Annotated in this window: 14 protein-coding genes; 11 read left to right on the top strand and 3 right to left on the bottom strand. The window is 63.1% G+C overall.

Features of this window, described 5'->3' with window-relative positions; genetic code table 11:
* Positions 1-36 precede the first annotated feature (36 nt).
* Positions 37-450 (bottom strand): hypothetical protein, encoded by a 414-nt coding sequence (locus ACP4XC_RS17325; protein WP_427171810.1) that lies wholly within the window; start codon positions 448-450, stop codon positions 37-39.
* A 145-nt stretch (positions 451-595) separates the two neighbouring features.
* Here ACP4XC_RS17325 and ACP4XC_RS17320 point away from each other — a divergent pair, with 145 nt between their 5' ends.
* From ACP4XC_RS17320 to ACP4XC_RS17295, 6 genes are all read left to right on the top strand, one after another.
* Positions 596-1435, top strand: coding sequence for a sulfurtransferase (locus tag ACP4XC_RS17320; RefSeq protein ID WP_427171809.1), 840 nt, complete (start codon positions 596-598; stop codon positions 1433-1435).
* 509 nt (positions 1436-1944) lie between these two features.
* Entirely contained in the window at positions 1945-2802 is an 858-nt protein-coding gene (locus tag ACP4XC_RS17315; RefSeq protein ID WP_427171807.1) for a hypothetical protein, read from the top strand.
* Positions 2803-3080: 278 nt separating this feature from the next.
* On the top strand, positions 3081-4136 hold the full coding sequence (locus tag ACP4XC_RS17310; protein WP_427171805.1) for a hypothetical protein: 1056 nt from the start codon (positions 3081-3083) through the stop codon (positions 4134-4136).
* Between the two features lie 611 nt (positions 4137-4747).
* Positions 4748-6526, top strand: a complete 1779-nt coding sequence (locus tag ACP4XC_RS17305; RefSeq protein ID WP_427171803.1) for an ABC transporter family substrate-binding protein — start codon at positions 4748-4750, stop codon at positions 6524-6526.
* 106 nt (positions 6527-6632) lie between these two features.
* Positions 6633-8174 (top strand): ABC transporter permease, encoded by a 1542-nt coding sequence (locus ACP4XC_RS17300; RefSeq protein WP_427171801.1) that lies wholly within the window; start codon positions 6633-6635, stop codon positions 8172-8174.
* Complete coding sequence (locus tag ACP4XC_RS17295; RefSeq protein ID WP_427171800.1) at positions 8171-9271, top strand: ABC transporter permease; 1101 nt, start codon at positions 8171-8173, stop codon at positions 9269-9271. Before ACP4XC_RS17300 ends, ACP4XC_RS17295 begins: the two co-directional genes overlap by 4 nt.
* A gap of 24 nt (positions 9272-9295) precedes the next feature.
* Here ACP4XC_RS17295 and ACP4XC_RS17290 read toward each other — a convergent pair whose 3' ends face one another.
* A complete protein-coding gene (locus ACP4XC_RS17290; RefSeq protein ID WP_427171798.1) occupies positions 9296-9925 on the bottom strand; it encodes a PH domain-containing protein in 630 nt (209 codons plus the stop codon).
* A gap of 79 nt (positions 9926-10004) precedes the next feature.
* Here ACP4XC_RS17290 and ACP4XC_RS17285 point away from each other — a divergent pair, with 79 nt between their 5' ends.
* From ACP4XC_RS17285 to ACP4XC_RS17265, 5 genes are all read left to right on the top strand, one after another.
* Positions 10005-11834 (top strand): ABC transporter ATP-binding protein, encoded by a 1830-nt coding sequence (locus tag ACP4XC_RS17285; protein WP_427171796.1) that lies wholly within the window; start codon positions 10005-10007, stop codon positions 11832-11834.
* A 239-nt stretch (positions 11835-12073) separates the two neighbouring features.
* On the top strand, positions 12074-13714 hold the full coding sequence (locus ACP4XC_RS17280; RefSeq protein ID WP_427171794.1) for a peptide ABC transporter substrate-binding protein: 1641 nt from the start codon (positions 12074-12076) through the stop codon (positions 13712-13714).
* Between the two features lie 215 nt (positions 13715-13929).
* The gene (locus ACP4XC_RS17275; protein WP_427171792.1) at positions 13930-14859 is read left to right on the top strand and encodes an ABC transporter permease; all 930 of its coding nucleotides are present in this window, start codon (positions 13930-13932) and stop codon (positions 14857-14859) included.
* Entirely contained in the window at positions 14849-15841 is a 993-nt protein-coding gene (locus ACP4XC_RS17270; protein WP_427171790.1) for an ABC transporter permease, read from the top strand. Before ACP4XC_RS17275 ends, ACP4XC_RS17270 begins: the two co-directional genes overlap by 11 nt.
* 11 nt (positions 15842-15852) lie before the next feature.
* A complete protein-coding gene (locus ACP4XC_RS17265; RefSeq protein ID WP_427171788.1) occupies positions 15853-17568 on the top strand; it encodes an ABC transporter ATP-binding protein in 1716 nt (571 codons plus the stop codon).
* 193 nt (positions 17569-17761) lie between these two features.
* Here the strand turns inward: ACP4XC_RS17265 and ACP4XC_RS17260 are convergent, their stop codons facing one another.
* A complete protein-coding gene (locus tag ACP4XC_RS17260; RefSeq protein WP_427171786.1) occupies positions 17762-18676 on the bottom strand; it encodes an SGNH/GDSL hydrolase family protein in 915 nt (304 codons plus the stop codon).
* Positions 18677-18754 lie beyond the last annotated feature (78 nt).

The raw sequence follows: 18754 nt of genomic DNA, 5'->3' as shown, positions 1-18754 counted from the left end.
CCCTGCGCCGGAGGGTTTCGTGGGCGACCAGCAAGATCACCGCGGCAGAGTCAGATCTTCCGGCGGCGGGTTGAGAGACTCCTGCGCCTGTCGAAAGCGGAAGCTTCGGTCGCACTCGGCCTTGGCCAGGGGGCTGAGTAACCGCCAGATTGGCCAGGAGCTGTCTATCGCGGAGAAGACGGCCAACACCTGCTCACCCACTACGTCGGTACCTTCGAAGAACTCTTCCGCCAGACGGAGAACGGCAACAACTCGGGCACCCACAATGGTCGTCACATCGACCCCAATCGTGCTCTCGGAAATACCACCCGGCGATGGCAGCGGGTGGCATTTCTGTTCCCGGTCCAATAACTCCAAGCCCAGGGGGAGCACCTTCAGAGATCCCGATGCCCTCACGCCGAAGAGCGGCAGGACGGAGGATCGTATGCCGGAGCCCGGCGTGGAGGTCATGTGGCCGGGCGGATCGGCTTCGATGGGCCCGCGGTGGGGGACCGGCTATCGGGCGCCTGCGGCCGTGCGTCGCATTCTCTGCCGAATGTCCACATCATGGGACGTTTTTGCTCGAATTATGGACCCGCCCTCTAGCCTGCACTGTATGGAGCACACCCGGAGAACCCAGGAAGATCTTCCGCCTTTTGTTGATGCCGCGTGGCTCAAGGCGCACCGAAGTAGCGTTGTCACCGCTGATGTTCGGTGGTATCTCGACGGGGCGTCGGGCCGTACGGCGTACGACGGCGGCCATCTTCCAGATGCGGTGTTCGTGGACCTGGACGCATGGCTGTCGGGCAATTCGGGGCCACAGGGGCTGAACCCGCTTCCCGACTCTGCAGTGTTCGCACATGGAATGTCCTCCCTGGGAATCGGCGACGACACGACCGTCATCGCCTATGACGACGCGGGGGGAGTCATCGCCGCGCGACTCGTGTGGATGCTGCGTGCGCTCGGGCATCGGGCGGCGCTGCTCGACGGCGGGATTGCCGCATGGACGGGACCGCTGGACACGACGCCCGTGAAGCTGACGTCCGCAGCCTTCACGCCGTCTCCGTGGCCCGAGGCCTGCCTCGCCCGGCTTGAGGACATCACGGCAGGGGCCTCCGGGATCATCGTCGACGCCCGCAATGCCGACCGCTTCGACGGAAGCCTCCAGCTGCCCACCGATCCCCAAGCCGGACACATCCCTGGCGCAGTGAACGTCCCGTGCCGTGGGAACCTCGCCCCCGACGCACGCCTGCGCCCGAGCGCAGAGGTCCGACGAGCGTTTGCGAAGGTTGGGATCGAAGATGCGACTGCCGTCATCTCCTACTGTGGCTCAGGCGTCACGGCCTGCCACAACCTTCTCGCTCTCGAGCATGCAGGACTCGGTCAGGGCCGTCTCTACGCGGGCGGGTGGTCAGAGTACGGAGCCGATCCTCGTCGTCGAGCCGAGCTTGGCTGACAACCGACCTACGATGCCCGCTGAGGTCGAGACCGCGGCCTCCACGACCCCATCCTGAAGTGGGGGACCGTCTCGGTCTGGCCCGGTAAGCGATCGGCTTACGGGCGCCGGCGCGAGACCGAACGATCGCAGAACGCCGCCACGGAGGGGTGAATGGTCACCGGGTCGGTGGACAAAAACAAGCGCCGCGGTGACGGGCCAGGCAGCCGGACCCAGTGGATGGATGCGTCCGGGGCTATAGCGTCAGTAGTTCCGCCGATGCCAGCGTCGATCAGACGCGCCGAGCGCGTTAGGGTTGGGGCACCTTCACCGGGCAATTCGGCGGGCGGCTCATGTGGGCATCGACCGCCCGTGGAATCCCGGCCATGGTGATCTGAGTTTTTGGGTGGCGCTTGCTCCGGTTGGGGGCTTGCAGGCGGTCCAGATGGGGATGCTGGTCTCCGTCGTCTAGTTGGACAAGTTTTGCCGGATTATCTTGGAGCGTTAACCACTGAGCGGACGGGGGGGTCATGGAACCAGGTCCCAAGGACCTAATGGAGCTTCGGCGTGCGGGCGATATCCGGCCTTCGTGGTTCCTCGACCTTGTTCAGCCGGAGGTCGGCGGCGGTCGGTTCAATCTGGGCCAATTCGCGAAGATCGAGGCGAACCCCGGCGCGGTGGCCCTGCGTATTAGCGGCTTGGACCAGTCCACATTCGAGAGGCTGGTCTCCAGCTACGGAACGCAGTTCAAAGCGATTGAGTTTTGGAAGTGTCCCAGACTTGAGGACCTCACACCGCTTGAGGACCTGCCGGAACTTCGGATGGTCTCGTTCTACTGGAATCAGCGATCAACGCGTCTTTGGGACCTTACGTGTACTCCGCACCTGACGGCATTGCGCGTCGAGGATTTCACCCGGCTCCACCGGCTAGATGACCTCTGCGCCGGACAAGCGCTGAGGGAGCTCATCATCGGTGACGCCGTATGGGGCAAGTCGACTTTCGAGACCTTGGAACCCCTGGGCGGACTTAAGGGGCTAACGAACCTAAGCCTGCATCCGAAACACATCAAGGATGGCCGAGTTCAGCCCCTTGGGTCCTTGGCAAACCTTGAGAAGCTATCGATTCCAGCCAACCTCTTCACCACGGAACAGATCGCCTGGCTTCGAGCACGCCTGCCAGACACCGTCGAATCCGCTGCATTAGCTGCGCTCTTTCCACTCACGAGACCACTGGAAGTCGGCGGCAGGTCGCGTGATGTTCTGTTGGTCGGGAAGCGCAAGCCGTTCCTCAATTCGGAACTCGACGCCGGTCGAATTCGAAAGCACGCATTGAAGTTTGAAGAAATGGTTAAGAGCTTTCGCGCCGACCCGGGCCTCGAGCCCGAGTGACGGATCCAGATGTGCTCGATTGTCGATCAAGAGGGCAGCTGTGAACACTGATGACGAGGAAGGCGCCGAAGCGAATCCACGCTGTGCTAGTTCCTGCGGCCACCTGAAAGGTCCGCGTATCGCATGCCAGCGGCGAACATGAATTGAACCGTTTCGAAGCAAGGTCGCGAGCATCCCATGGCTGACCGTCATCTGGAACCGGGCACGGTCTCGGTACGGCTGCCCTCAACCAAGTCCAGGTCATTAGCGGCGAGCGGGCACTGCCCTAGGGTGAAGCAATGATGATCCTTAAGAGTCAGGCCCAGCGGCTATCGGACACGCTTGCCAGGCTCAATGATGCCGGCGTGCGGGCACTCGTCAATGCTGCTGAGCCGGTCGGCATAGGCATTGGGGGAACCACTAAGAAGGTTTGCATCGATCAAACGAGTGTCTTCGTGAAACAGCTCCCACTGACGAGTATTGAAGAGGCTGATCCAACGTCCACTACTAGCCGCCTCCAACTTCCCTTTGCCTCCCACTATGGGATAGGAAGCCCTACCCACGCAGTCGGGCGAGAACTTGCGGCACATCAGGTGACCACCGATTGGGTTCAGGCAGGAGCAGTGGATTTCTTCCCGCTTCTACTCGGGTGGCGAGTCGTTGATCTGAAGGGTGACGCGGACCTTAGCGAGTTCGACGGCGATGCCTCTCCCCGTCAGTGGGGGCCACACTGGCCTCAGGTTCAGCGCAAACTCGCCGCAATGAAAGACGCGTCTAAGAGCATGGTGTTCTTCCTTGAGTACGTGCCCGAAACGCTGGGCGCTTGGGTGCGCAGCAGTGTGGCTGCTGGCACTTGGGCGACCGTCTTCCCTGGCGTGGTCGACCAACTCCTTGAAGCCACAGCATGGATGAACAGCCAAGGATTCCAGCATTTCGATGTGCATCCGGGGAACGTCCTCGTGCGGGATGGCAGGCTACTCTTCACGGACTTCGGTCTGACGCTTTACCGCGAGTTTGATCTCACCAGGGAAGAAAAGAAATCCATGCTCTCGCATGGAGACTTCGACCGTGATACTGCTCTGATGCACCTCATCCACTGGACGCTGTTCGAGCTCGGCTATACGTCCGGTCCGCAGCGCCTGGAACTGCTGCGTGCTGCGGCCGCGGACCCTGCCACGCCAGCGCTGGATCCTGTTCGTGTGGCACTCGGCGGTGGCGCTGACCTGATTGCTCAACATGCGAGTATCGCCGTTTATATAACCGAGATGTTCTCAGCCCTCATGCAGGATGCTTCCGCCACTCGGTATGACAGCACCCACGACGGCAATATTCAACTATCGCTACGTAATTCATGAACGAGGTGAATGCCAGCCGTGAAGAACCACCTGCCGCGGTGTTTGCACTCACTCTTCCTTACTTCGGCCATTCGGTCCGTGAGCGGTCCGCGCTCCCGCGTCATAACGCTTCTGTGACTGGCGTGGCGGAGCTCAAGCTGCGGTCCGGACGGGGATCGGGCGCGTGTTCCCGAGACGAATCCGGCGTGTCGAGGTTCGCTACGCCAAACGTCCTGTCTCGGGGTCAGTCGTGGGGGAGGCAGACGTTATTCCGTACCGGAACGTGGTGGAGTTCCGCTTCAACGTCTAAGCAGGCTCCCCACCGCGGAGTGATTGAGATTTAACAGGAGAAGCCCCGATTCGCTCGAATCGGGGCTTTTTTCTGTCGATGGACTTACCCCCCGCCGTCGGCCCTGGACCCCCTGATTGCTGTGTCTTGGAAGAGGCGTTGGATGCATTGTTGCAGCTCGGTAACAACCTTTACCCACGGGCAACTTTGGTCCCATAGGGCTTACTTTCCGGTCTAGGCTACTGCTCATGTGAGACTTGCCACATTCTCACTGGGGGAAATGGGCAGTCTGGCCGGCGCCCACAGCGGCGGTCTTTTCTTATCACGGAAACTAGGAGGCGGAATGCGCTCAGGTCGTATTTCCAAAGCTATAGGCGTCGCGGCAGCTGCCGCGCTCGCTCTCAGCGCCTGCGCCGGAAACAGCGGCGGGACAACCCCGTCAAGCGCTACGGCGGGCAAACAGGGCGGCACAGCCACAGTGGTCGAGGTGAACGCGTTCAACACGTTCAACCCCAACACCGCCGACGGCAACACTGACATCAACTCCAAGATCAGCTACGCCACCCACTCGGGTTTCTACTACATTGACAACAAGTTGAACGTCGTCCACAACGACAAGTTCGGCAAGATGGAAAAGACCTCCGACAACCCCCTGACCGTGAAGTACACCATCAACGAGGGCGTCAAGTGGTCGGACGGCACGCCCGTGACGGCGGCGGACCTCCTCCTCCAGTGGGCGGCCTTTTCCGGTTACTACGACGACGCCGATCCGGCGGCCAAGACCGGCACCTCATACTTCTCCTACGCCGGGGATCCCACTGGTCTCAAGCTCACCAGCTTCCCCGAAATCGGGGACAACAACCGCTCCATGACGGTGAAATACTCCAAGCCGTTCGCTGACTGGGAAATCGTTCTTGGCGGGCCCGGCATCGACATCCCGGCCCACGTCCTCGCCAAAAAGGCCGGACTTAACGACGCCCAGGCGCTTATCGACTACTTCAAGTCAAAGCCCAAGGGTGACTCCAAGGCTCCCAAGCCGGCGGATGACAAACTAAAGGCCATGTCGGACCTTTGGAACACCGGTTTTGACACCAAGACGCTGCCGGCGGATCCCACCCTCTTCCTTTCCAACGGGCCGTACGTCGTCAAGAGCATCAATCAGGACCAGTCCCTCACCATGGTCCGCAACAAGGACTACAACTGGGGACCGGCCGCCAGCCTGGACGAGATCACTGTCCGGTACATCGGCTCAGCTCCGGCCCAGGTGCAGGCCCTCAAGAACGGCGAAGCTGACATCATCGCGCCGCAGGCCTCGGCTGACACCCTCGATCAGCTCAAGGCGCTCAAGAGCCAGGGCGTAACCGTGGACCAGGGCAACCAGCTCTCCTACGACCACATCGACCTCAACTACTCCGGTCCTCTGGCGGACAAGAATGTCCGCGAGGCCTTCATGAAGACGGTCCCGCGCAAGGACATCGTGGACAAGATCGTGAAGAAGCTGGATCCCGAGGCCAAGCCGCTTGACTCGCAGCTGTTCGTTCCGGCCCAGGCCGCCTACGCCGACTCGGCCAAGAACAACGGTTCTTCCGCATACCAGGATGTCGACATTGACGGTGCCAAGAAGCTCCTCAATGGAGCGACGCCCGAAATCCGCATCATGTACAACAAGGACAACCCCAACCGCGTGGACGCCTACTCGCTGATCCGCGAGTCCGCCACCAAAGCCGGTTTCAAGATCGTCGACGGCGGCCTTGGCAAGTCTGACTGGGGCAAGGCCCTCGGCAAGGGCGGCTACGACGCGACCATCTTCGGCTGGACCAACCCGGGTGTTGGCGTGTCCGGCGTGCCGCAGATCTTCAAGTCCGGAAACGACTCCAACTTCAACAAGTTCAGCGACCCCGACGCCGACAAGCTGATGGACGAGCTGATCGTCACCACGGACCGCAGCAAGCAGGACGACCTCACCAAACAGATCGACAAGAAAATCTGGGACTCCGCTTACGGCCTCCCGCTCTTCCAGTCGGTTGGTGTGGATGCCTACAGCGACCGCATCACCGGCGTGAAGTTCATGCCGAACCAGACCGGTGTCTGGTGGAACTTCTGGGAGTGGGCTCAGAAGTGAGCCGACGACCACCAGCTCAACAAAGCTAGCGAAGGCGCCGGGACCACAGCACCACGGTCCCGGCGCCTTTCTGGCGACAGCCACCGAATCCCGAGGTTAAAGCACAATGGTGACCTATGTAGTCAGGCGACTCATCACCGCAGCACTGATTCTTCTTGGCGCGTCCTACCTGGTGTACCTCCTGACAGCGGCGTCAGGGGACCCCCTGGAAGAATTCCGCGCCAGCAGCGCCCCGAACAAGCAGCAGCTGATGGATTCGAGGTCGCAGCTCCTTGACCTGGACACGCCGGCGCCCCTGCGGTATTTCAAGTGGCTTGGCGGGGCTGCCCGGTGCCTTGTTCCGTGGGCCGGCACATGTGACCTGGGCAAAAACATCGCCGGCGAGCCGATTACAGGCGCCCTTGGGCATGCTCTGGTCCAGACGCTGACGCTGGTCACGGGAGCCACGATCCTTGCCATCCTCGTCGGGATAACCCTTGGCATCATCACTGCTCTGCGGCAGTACAGCACCCTCGACTACGGCGTGACATTCATGGCGTTCCTGTTCTTCTCCCTCCCGATCTTCTGGGTAGCCGTTCTCCTCAAGGAATTCGGTGCCATCGGCTTCAACAATTTCCTCAAAAACCCCGAGATACCGCTGCCCGTTGCCCTCGGCATCGGAGCCGTGCTCGGTGTGGTGGCGGCGGTCTCGGTCGGCGGTGATCTCAAGCGGCGGCTGATCACCGGCGGCGTGGTCTTTGCCGTGGTGGCCGGGGTGCTTATCTACTTCTCCGCCACCTTGTGGTTCAAGGCCCCTGGGCTCGGTCCAGTGCTGATCGTGATTGCGGGCATAGGTATCGCCTTCGCCGTGACACTGCTGACAGCGGGACTGAAGAACCGCAAGGCCCTTCAGTCATCGTTGATCGCCGTGGGCGTGGGACTTGTGGCCTACTATGCCGTGCAGCCACTCCTGAACGAGGCCACCTTCCTCATGGTCGTCCTCCTGGCTGTCGCCACCGTTCTGGTGGGCATGGGAATCGGGTACCTGGTTGGCGGCTACGACCGCGGCCAATCGATGCGGGCCGCCGGAATCACGGCATTTCTGGTCGGCTTCCTGATTCTGCTCGACCGGTACATGCAGGCATGGCCGGCGTACTTCAACAACAGCCGGGTGCGTGGCCGGCCCATCGCCACCATCGGGGCCAGCACCCCGAACATCGAAGGCGATTTCTGGATCCTGAGCCTGGACTCCTTCACCCACCTCATCCTGCCGACCATGGCACTGGTCCTCATTTCCCTGGCCGGCTACACCCGGTTCACCCGCGCCTCGATGCTGGAAATCATGAATATGGACTACATCAGGACGGCGCGCGCCAAGGGTTTGACGGAAAGGACAGTGGTGATGCGGCATGCGTTCCGCAACGCCCTCATACCGATCGCCACCATCGTGGCCTTCGACATCGGGGGCCTCATCGGCGGCGCCGTGATCACCGAGACGGTCTTTTCCGTCCGCGGTATGGGTTTCCTGTTCTTTGACGGCATCTCGCACGTCGACCCGAACCCGGTGATGGGCGTGTTTGTTTGCGTTGCCATCACGGCGATGGGCTTCAACCTCATTGCGGACCTCGCGTATTCCGCACTTGATCCACGTGTAAGGGTGAAAGCATGAGCCAGCCAAGCCAGCAGGACGAGATCATGGCCGAAGAAGCAGGCCTTGGGCGCCCGGCTGCGGCAGGAATCGAACCGATCCTGGAGGCAAAGGGACTTAGCCAGGGCCAGATCGTGCGGAAGCGTTTCCTCGGCCACTCCGGCGCCATCATTGGGCTGATCGTCTTCGCCATCATCTTCATCATGGCCTTCACCAGCGTCGGCTATGCCGGGATCCCCGGCTGGTGGAAGTACAACCACGAGGACGTCGCACCCCTTATCAACGACGGCACCCCTACGGCCTCACTGTGGCCGCTGGCCTGGGGGGACCACCCCTTCGGCCAGGACCGGATCGGGCGTGACCTCTTCGCCATGACCATGCGCGGGGCGCAGCAGTCCATCACCATCATGCTTGTCATCGGCCTGATCGCGGGGTTCATCGGGGTCGTGGTGGGGGCCCTCTCGGGATATTTCCGCGGCTGGCTCGAAGCAGTGCTGATGCGCCTCACCGACGTCATCATCATCATTCCGGCCCTGCTGCTCGCCGCAGTGATGGCCCAACTGGCCGGCCGCCGGGACTCCGGGAGCTGGTTTTCCCAATTCACCAGCACTAACGGCGTCCTCGCGCTGGGAATCTTCCTTGGCCTCATCAGCTGGGTGGGACTGGCCCGCCTGATGCGTGGGGAATTCCTGACGCTGCGTGAGCGCGAATTCGTTGACGCGGCGCGGATCTCCGGCGCCAGCAACGCCAGGATCATCTTCAAGCACATCCTGCCCAACGCCGTCGGCGTGCTGATCGTCAATGTCACCCTGACCATGTCGGCCGCGATCCTGACCGAGACCGCGTTGAGCTATCTTGGCGTGGGCGTCAAGGCCCCGGACACCTCCCTGGGCCTGCTCATTCAGCAAAACCAGGAAGCCTTCGCCACACGGCCCTGGCTGTTCTGGTTTCCGGGCTTGTTCATCGTCTTGATTTGCCTGAGCATCAACTTCATTGGCGACGGCTTGCGCGACGCGTTCGATCCCAGGCAGAAGAAGTTCAACGTCAAGAAGGTCAAGGACGTCGGGGCAGTGGAGAAAACGCCCGTCACGGCACTTGACGGGCCCTCGGGCGCCTGAATGCCGCGCACTACAGTATCCGGGTCAGTGGACGGCCACGCCCCAGTAGCTGGCGGCCAGCAGAAGGGTAGTGACGCCGACCGCCGTCCAACGGCAGGTGACCGTGACCGGCGTCGTGGCGGCATGGCCGGTTTCCAGGGAGCCCGACTCGATGAGCGCTTCCCAGCGTCCGCGGACGAGCTGGGCCGCCTGGCCCGAATCCGTGGACTTCAGGTCGCCGGGACGCACGGATTTTCCAGGGCCGTACGTGGCGGAAGGCAGGCCCTTGAGGTCTTCCGGCCGGGCGTTGCGGCCGCCCCATATGCCTGGCGCCGGCGCAGCCCACGAGGTGTAGTTCTTGCCGGGCGTGACCAGGGTGAGGGCGTAACGCGTATCCACGTCCACCAAGGCCGCCCAAGGAACAGCAACGGACCGGAACGGATTCTCCAACGTGATCCCGCCGTCGTGCACAACGACGGCGGGCATCCAGAACAGCAGCCAGCCCAGGAAGCCGATCAGCAGCAGGGGACCGGCGCCTATGAGCGCCCCGGGGCCGCCGGTCACTGCAGTAACAACGACGCCGACCGCCGCCACCAGCCAGGCGAGCCCCGCGAACACCTTGTTCGAACGGGATCTGAAGACTTCGACGTTTCCGGTGTGCGGCACACTGCTCATGCCCCTAATAATTCAGGATTCCGAGCCGCAGCACTAATCTTCGGTGCACCGCCCGCTCGGGTGGAAGGGAAACCCCAACATGACTGAGAACATCACGCCCGAACCCGTCGCGGCCCCGGAGCCGGAGAAGGGGGCCGTGGTGCTCGAGGTCCGCGACCTCAGCGTTGATTTCGGCGTGGACAAGAAGTGGGTGCCGGCCGCCATTGGGTTGAACTATGAGGTCAGGGCAGGGGAGGTCCTGGCCATCGTGGGGGAGTCCGGCTCCGGCAAGAGCGCAAGCTCGATGGCCCTCCTGGGCCTGCTGCCGGACAACAGCCGCGTCTCCGGCAGCGTGCGCCTTTCCGGGAAGGAACTCCTGGGGCCCAACGCCGCCAACATCAGGGCTGTGCGCGGCAAGGACGTCGCGGTGATCTTCCAGGAGCCCATGACGGCGCTGAACCCCGTTTACACCGTGGGCGCCCAGATCGTCGAGACTGTGCGCCTGCACAACGCGGTTTCTCCCGATGAAGCCAGGGAACGGGCCCTTCGTATGCTGGAACTGGTGGAGCTGCCCGACCCCGAAAAGGCCTTCAAGTCCTATCCCCACCAGCTATCGGGCGGCCAGCGCCAGCGTGCCATGATCGCGCAGTCGCTCTCCTGCGACCCCAAGCTGCTCATAGCCGACGAGCCCACCACTGCACTCGACGTGACGGTGCAGGCCGAAATCCTTGACCTCATGCGGAACCTGCGCAACAAGCTGGACAGCGCCATTGTGCTGATCACGCACGACATGGGCGTGGTTGCCGACCTGGCCGACAGGATCGCCGTGATGCGCCGGGGCCTGATCGTGGAGACCGGAACAGCGGAACAGATATTCCGCAGCCCGCAGCACGAGTACACCCAGGCGCTGCTCGCGGCCGTGCCCCACTTGGGGCAGGGGGGAACGGACACCGGCGTCGAGGTGGACGTTACGGCTGCCCTCGCGGCCGCCACGCACGCCGAACTCAGTTCCATCGACACGGACGACCTGGTCCGCCGGGAACGCGAGAACGCCGCGGCACTTGCCGCCGCGGAGGCGCAGAAGCCCCAGGGCGAGCCTGTTCTGGAACTCACGGACGTGGCCATCGAATACCCCAAACAAGGGCGTGTGCCGGCCTTCAGGGCCGTTGAGGGGGCCAACCTGGTGATCTATCCGGGCCAGGTGGTGGGCCTGGTGGGGGAGTCCGGTTCGGGCAAGACCACGATCGGCCGCGCCGCCGTCGGGCTCCTTCCGGTCGCCGCCGGTACCATGCGCGTTGTTGGCCAGGACATTTCAGCAGCCAAACGGAACGGCAAGCAACTCCATCAAGTGCGCCGCCACATCGGGATGGTCTTCCAGGATCCCTCGTCATCCTTGAACCCCCGGCTTCCCATTGGTGAAAGCATCGGCGAACCGATGTTTCTTGCCGGCGAAGCAAGAGGCGCCCGGTTGCAGAATCGGATCGAGGAGCTGCTGGACCAGGTCGAGCTGCCCAGAAGCTACCGCAACCGGTACCCGCATGAACTCTCCGGCGGCCAGAAGCAGCGGGTCGGCATCGCGCGCGCGCTGTCCCTGAAGCCGAAGCTCATGGTGGCGGACGAACCGACATCGGCGCTCGACGTATCCGTTCAGGCCAAGGTGCTGGAACTGTTCCAGGCCCTCCAGAAGGAACTCGGCTTCGCCTGCCTTTTCGTCACTCACGACCTTGCGGTTGTTGACGTGCTGGCGGACCGCATCTGCGTGATGCAGCGCGGCAGAATCGTGGAGCAGGGCACCCGGGATCAGATCCTGCGCAACCCGCGGGAGGCCTACACCCAGCGGCTTCTGGCCGCCGTTCCGCTGCCGGATCCGGAGAAGCAACGCGAGCGCCGTGAGCTTCGCGCGCAGCTCCTGACGGCCGGCTTGGAATAGTTGCCCTCACGCGGGCGTAGCATACCAGCCAGTAACATGTGACCTGAAACGCACAGGGGTTGACTCTACTGGTCAATTTGTGACTCGATCACGTTTTGGCAACAGAGTTCCATTATTCGGACATTTTGCGGTTAGGCTACTCAGCATATGTAGGCCACGTCACAGGGATACCTGTGTGCCTGCCTGCGGGAAAGCATAAGTTTTTCCCTCACGAACTCCCACAACTCATAGGAGGCGGAATGCGTTTTTCGCGCACTTCCAAAGCACTGGGCATGGTGGCCATCGCCGCTCTTGCCCTGACCGGTTGCGGTGCCGGAGGCCCCGCTGCCGGTAGCAGCAGCACCGGTGGCGACACCAGCAAGGTGATCGTTGCAGACGGTTCCGAGCCGCAGCGTCCGCTGATGCCGGCCGACACCAACGAGGTCGGCGGCGGCAAGGTCATCGACATGATCTTCGCCGGACTGGTCAGCTATGACCCGAACGGCAAGCCGGTCAACGAACTCGCCGAGTCCATCGAGGGCAAGGACGGCCAGCACTTCACCATCAAGGTCAAGAAGGATCAGAAGTTCACGAACGGCGAGGCCATCACGGCCAAGTCCTTCGTTGACTCCTGGAACTTCGGCGCCGCAGCCAAGAACGCCCAGCTCAGCGGGAACTTCTTCGAGAGCATCAAGGGCTACGACGAAGCCAGCGCGGAAGGCTCCACCGTCGAGACCATGTCCGGCCTGAAGGTCGTTGACGATCAGACGTTCACCGTCGAGCTGAAGCAGCCGGAGTCCGACTGGCCGCTGCGCCTGGGCTACACCGCTTTCGTCCCCGTTCCCTCGGCAGCCCTGAAGGACCCGAAGGGCTTCGGCGAAAAGCCGGTCGGCAACGGCCCGTACAAGCTTGCCGACGGCGGCTGGCAGCACAACGTGCAGATCCAGCTCGTTCCCAACCCGGACTACAACGGCCCCCGCAAGGCCAAGAACGCCGGCGTGACCTTCAAGATCTACCAGAACGACGACGCCGCCTACCAGGACCTGCTGTCCAACAACCTGGACATCCTGCAGACCATCCCCACCAGCGCGCTGAAGAACTACAAGTCCGACCTCGGCGACCGCACCATCAACAAGCCGTACGCCGGCAACCAGACCATCGCCATCCCGGAATACCTGCCCGAATGGAGCGGTGAGGCCGGCAAGCTCCGCCGCCAGGCCATCTCCATGGCGATCAACCGGGACGAGATCACCAAGGTGATCTTCAACGGCGCCCGCCAGCCCGCCAAGGACTTCACGGCTCCCGTGCTTGACGGCTACAGCGACTCGATCCCCGGATCCGAGAACCTGAAGTTCGACGCCGCCAAGGCCAAGGACGCCTGGACCAAGGCCGATGCGATCCAGAAGTGGGACGCCAACAAGACGTTCACCATCGCCTACAACGCCGACAAGGGCGGACACAAGGCCTGGGTTGAGGCAGTGGTCAACCAGCTCAAGAACACCCTCGGCATCAAGGTTGAAGGCAAGCCGTACGCCACCTTCAAGGAAGCCCGCAACGACGCGACCGCCAAGACCCTCACCGGCTCCATCCGCGCCGGCTGGCAGGCGGACTACCCGTCGCTGTACAACTTCCTGGGCCCGATCTACAAGACCGGTGCCGGCTCCAACGACGCCAAGTACGCCAACCCGACGTTCGACAAGGCCATCTCGGACGGCCTGAACGCATCGTCCGTCGCCGACGGCAACAAGGCCATGAACAAGGCCCAGGAAATCCTCCTGACCGACCTTCCGGCCATTCCCCTGTGGTACCAGGTTGCCCAGGGCGGCTGGAGCGACAAGGTCACCAACGTTGACTACGGCTGGGACGGCGTCCCGCTGTACTACAACGTCACTGGCAAGTAAATAACTGAACGACGGCGGGGGCGGCCACGATTGGAGCCTCCGCCGTTGTTCTGTTTCCCCACATATTTCTGATCACCCGCTTCGGCCGGTGTATTTCGCAGCCGGTCCGCCGTGACTCCACCGGTGGCAGCTGCACCATAGTGAAAAGGTTCTTTGATGAACAACTCCATTGCATCCCTGGACAGGGTGCCTGCTGACGGGGGTGTCCTTCGCTAATGGCGGGCTACATCCTCAAGCGATTCCTGCAGCTGATCCCGGTATTCCTGGGCGCCACGCTGCTTGTTTATTTCCTGGTCTTCAGCCTCCCTGGTGATCCCATCGTGGCCCTCTTCGGCGACAAGCCGGTCAACGAGGCCGTGGCAGCGAAGCTCCGGGCGCAGTACCACCTGGACCAGCCCTTCCTGATCCAGTACCTGCTCTACCTCAAGGGGATCTTCACCTTCGACCTCGGCCAGGACTTCTCCGGACGTCCCATCGCCGCGGTGCTCGGGGAAGTGTTCCCTGTAACGGCCCGCCTGGCCGTGATGGCCCTGATCTTCGAAGCCTTCTTCGGCATCGTCTTCGGCCTGATCGCGGGCCTCCGCAAGGGCAAGGTCTTTGACGCCACGGTTCTGGTCGCTTCCCTGATTGTGATCGGCATCCCGATCTTCGTCCTCGGCTTCCTGCTGCAGTTCACCATCGGCGTCCAGCTGGGCTGGGCCAAGCCAACGGTCAGCTCCGCGGCGACCATCCCCGACCTGATCCTCCCGGCGATCGTGCTCGGATTGGGTTCGTTCGCCTACGTCCTGCGCCTCACCAGGACCAGCGTCATCGAGAACATGAATGCCGACTACGTGCGCACTGCGACGGCCAAGGGGCTGTCCCGGTTCCGGGTGGTCCGTGTGCACATCCTCCGCAATTCGTTGATCCCCGTGATCACCTTCCTAGGTGCCGACCTGGGAGCACTGATGGGCGGAGCGATCGTCACCGAGGGCATCTTCAACGTCCCCGGCGTCGGCAACCGGCTCTACCGCGCCGTCACGCAGGGCGAAGGCCCCACTGTTGTTTCCATCGTGACAGTGCTCGTGCTGATCTACGTTGTGTCCAACCTGTTTGTAGACCTGCTGTACGCCTGGCTTGACCCAAGGATCCGCTATGACGCTTGAGAATAGAACCCCGAGGCGCGGAGCCCCCGCCCGGGCGTCCCGCCACATCGAACACTTCGTCGCCGACGTGGCCGAAACACCCCTGCAGGCCACCGACAAGGTCAAAGAGGACAACGCCCCGTTGAGCCTCTGGGGCGAGGCCTGGAAAAACCTGCGCCGGCAGCCGCTCTTCCTGATCTCATCGTTCCTGATCATCGTCGTGGTGGCAGTGTCCCTTTTCCCCTCGCTCTTCTCGGGGATCGACCCGTCCTCGGAAGCGTGCCAGCTGGCCAACTCCGACGCCGGTCCCACGTCCGGCCACCCGCTCGGTTTCACCCAGCAGGGGTGCGATGTCTACGCCCGCGTCATCTTCGGCACCCGCTCCTCCGTGACCGTCGGCCTGTTCACCACCATCGGTGTCCTCGTGATCGGCGGCATCATGGGAGCCCTGGCCGGCTACTACGGCGGCTGGGTGGACGCAATCCTGGCCCGGATCAACGACATCTTCTTCGCACTGCCGCTGATTCTGGGCGCCATCGTGATGATGCAGCTGCCGGTCTTCCGCGCCAACCGGACCGCCTGGACGCTGGTGCTGATTCTGGTGACCTTCGGCTGGCCTCAAATCGCCCGCATCACCCGCGGAGCAGTGATCGAGGTGCGCAACGCCGACTTTGTGACGGCTGCCCGCTCCCTGGGCGTCTCCAAATTCGGCGCCTTGATGCGCCACGTGATGCCCAACTCGCTGGCCCCGATCATCGTCGTGGCCACAATCTCGCTGGGCACGTTCATCGTCGCCGAGTCCACCCTTTCCTTCCTTGGCATCGGACTCCCGCCAAGCGTGATGTCCTGGGGCAACGACATCCAGGCAGCGCAGGCCTCCCTGCGGTCCAACCCGATGCCGCTGCTCTACCCGGCCATCGCGCTGTCCATCACCGTCTTGAGCTTCATCATGCTGGGCGATGCCCTGCGCGATGCGCTCGATCCCAAAGCGCGCAAGCGATGAAAGGGGACGCCATGAACGCCTCTGTCGAAATCCAGGAACTGGGTGCCGTTGACGAGCGCCCGCTGCTTGAAATCAAGGATCTGGCGATCAGCTTCGCCACCAGCAACGGAGAGGTGAACGCTGTCCGCAACGCCCATCTCACGGTGATGCCCGGCGAGACCGTCGCCATTGTGGGTGAATCCGGCTCCGGCAAATCCACCACCGCGCTGGCCGCCATCGGCCTGCTCCCGGGCAACGGCCGCGTGGCCTCCGGCCAGGTATTCTTCGACGGCGAGGACATCGCCCACGCGTCGGAAAAGCGCATGATCCAGCTCCGTGGCAACAGCATCGGCATGGTGCCGCAGGACCCGATGTCCAACCTGAACCCCGTCTGGAAGATCGGCTACCAAGTCCGGGAGACCTTGAAGGCGAACGGGCTCCCCAGCGGTCCCGACGACGTCGCAAAGGTGCTCTCGGAAGCCGGTCTGCCCGACGCGGCCCGCAGGGCGAAGCAGTACCCGCATGAGTTCTCCGGCGGCATGCGCCAGCGGGCACTGATCGCCATCGGCTTGTCCTGCCAGCCGCGCCTGCTCATCGCCGATGAGCCGACCTCCGCGCTGGACGTGACCGTTCAGCGCCAGATTCTCGACCACCTGGACAAGATGACCACCGAGCTGGGGACAGCCGTGCTGCTGATCACCCACGACCTGGGACTCGCCGCCGAGCGCGCCGACAAGGTGGTGGTCATGTACCGTGGGCAGGTCGTGGAATCCGGTCCGTCCCTGGAGCTGCTGCAGAACCCCCAGCACCCGTACACCCAGCGACTGGTGGCCTCGGCGCCGTCGCTGGCGTCCCGGCGCATCCAGGCGGCCAAGGAACTCGGAGTCGAAACCGATGACCTGCTGGCTCCTGGCGAGGACGTCGTGGTTGAGCCGACCATGCCCGAAGAGGTCCTGCAGATACAGAACCTGAAGAAGGTATTCAAGCTGCGCTCGGGCCTGGGAAGGTCCACGGACTTCACCGCCGTCGACGACGTCTCCTTCAGCGTCAAGCGGGGAACGACGACGGCGATCGTTGGCGAGTCGGGATCCGGCAAGTCCACCGTGGCGCAGATGGTGCTGAACCTGCTGACTCCCACGTCCGGCAAGATCATCTTTGACGGGGTGGACACATCCACCTTGAACACCAAACAGATCTTCGCCTTCCGCCGCCGTGTGCAGCCCATCTTCCAGGACCCGTACGGTTCGCTGGACCCCATGTACAACATCTTCCGGACCATCGAGGAGCCGCTGCGGACCCACAAGATCGGGGACAAGGCGAGCCGGGAGAAAAAAGTCCGTGAACTCCTGGACCAGGTGGCGCTGCCGCAGTCCACCATGCAGCGCTACCCGAACGAACTCTCGGGCGGCCAGCGCCAGCGTGTGGCCATCGCGCGCGCCCTGGCGCTGGACCCGGAGGTGATTATTTGCGACGAGGCTGTCTCGGCACTGGATGTACTGGTCCAGGCGCAGGTGCTGAACCTGTTGGCCGAGCTGCAGGCCAGGCTTGGCCTGACCTACCTGTTCATCACCCACGACCTCGCAGTGGTCCGGCAAATCGCGGACCACGTGTGCGTCATGGAAAAGGGCAAGCTCGTCGAGACCGGCTCCACGGACAGCGTGTTCGACTCGCCGCAGCAGGACTACACGAAGGCCCTGCTCAACGCCATCCCGGGCGCGCGCCTGATGCTGCCCCCGGAAGTGGCCTGAGCCCAGCGGCGTAGCCCACCCGTCCAGGTCCACGAGGAGCCGGCGTCCGCCCTTCAGGGGAGGACGCCGGCTCTTTTGTTCCGTTTTGTGTGTAGGGCTCTTTGCGCGGTCGGCTGGTGCGGTTGGCGGCCGGTCCGGCCGACTCCTGGTTAAGGCGCCCCGCCAGGATAGGACGCGCCCTGCCTGGAACGCCCTAGTTAACGGGGGTTGCCGTGGGAGCGGCCGCCTCCGGTGACTGCAGGCCGAGTTCCTTCAGTTTTCCGGCGAGCAGGATCCCAAGGGCCTTGTGGCCGTCAGGGTTCATGTGGACGCCGTCAGCCATGGACTTCGTCAGATCGTATTTGGTCAGCCAGTCTCCGACGCTCACGAAGGGAATCGAGTGCCTGGCGGCGAGAGTGCCCAACAGCGCGTCCACCTGGGAGCGCCGGCCGCCGCCGTAGTTCGTTCCGCGCGCCAGTGTTCCGATCATGGCCATCCTGCTGGCCGGGTAGCGCTGCTTGAGGGTGGTGATCAGCCGCTCGGCGTTGGCCACGATCTGCGCATCCGTGGCACCGCGTGCCGCATCGTTGCCGCCGCCTTCGATGACCACCAGGGGGATGGATCCGTACGGGAGCTTCCAGTCCCCGCGCTGCAGGGCATCAATGTAGTTGCCGGTCTTGCCGTTGCCCACTACATAGCCCGTGCCGCCCAGCCCGCAGAAATGGACTGTGTATCCCATCGCGGTGAGGCCGGCGCGCGGCCACGCATACGACGGTTCTGATTGTGAATCGCCGATCAGGAGTGCGGTGTTGCCAGGGTTGGCCACAATGACCTCATTGCGTCCGTTGGCGGGATTGCGGTAGATGGATCCGGGAACCATGCTGGCCGGATCAGGCTCGGGAACGAGCTGTGCCCGTGCTGCGGCGCCCGCGGCGACTGGCTCGCCCGCGGCGCCCACAGGTGCCGCGCCGGATTTCCTGGGGACGGCCTGTGCCGACGACTCGACGGCCGCTGCGCTTCCGGCAGGGCTTTGTGCTTGTGATTCAGAGGACTGCCCACAGCCGGCCATGAACGCGCTGATAGCGATCATAGGTGCGACGAAGCGGTACAGAGCCGAGGCGTTGCGCATCTATGGTCTCCGGTTTTGCTTGCTGTTACCACGGTAATGATGGGGCATCCCATAACGAAAATCCAGTGATTTTAGTCA

The sequence above is a fragment of the Arthrobacter sp. 92 genome, assembly GCF_050260325.1.
In the GTDB taxonomy this organism is placed as follows: domain Bacteria; phylum Actinomycetota; class Actinomycetes; order Actinomycetales; family Micrococcaceae; genus Arthrobacter.
This window is presented reverse-complemented; position numbering and strand designations above follow the sequence as displayed.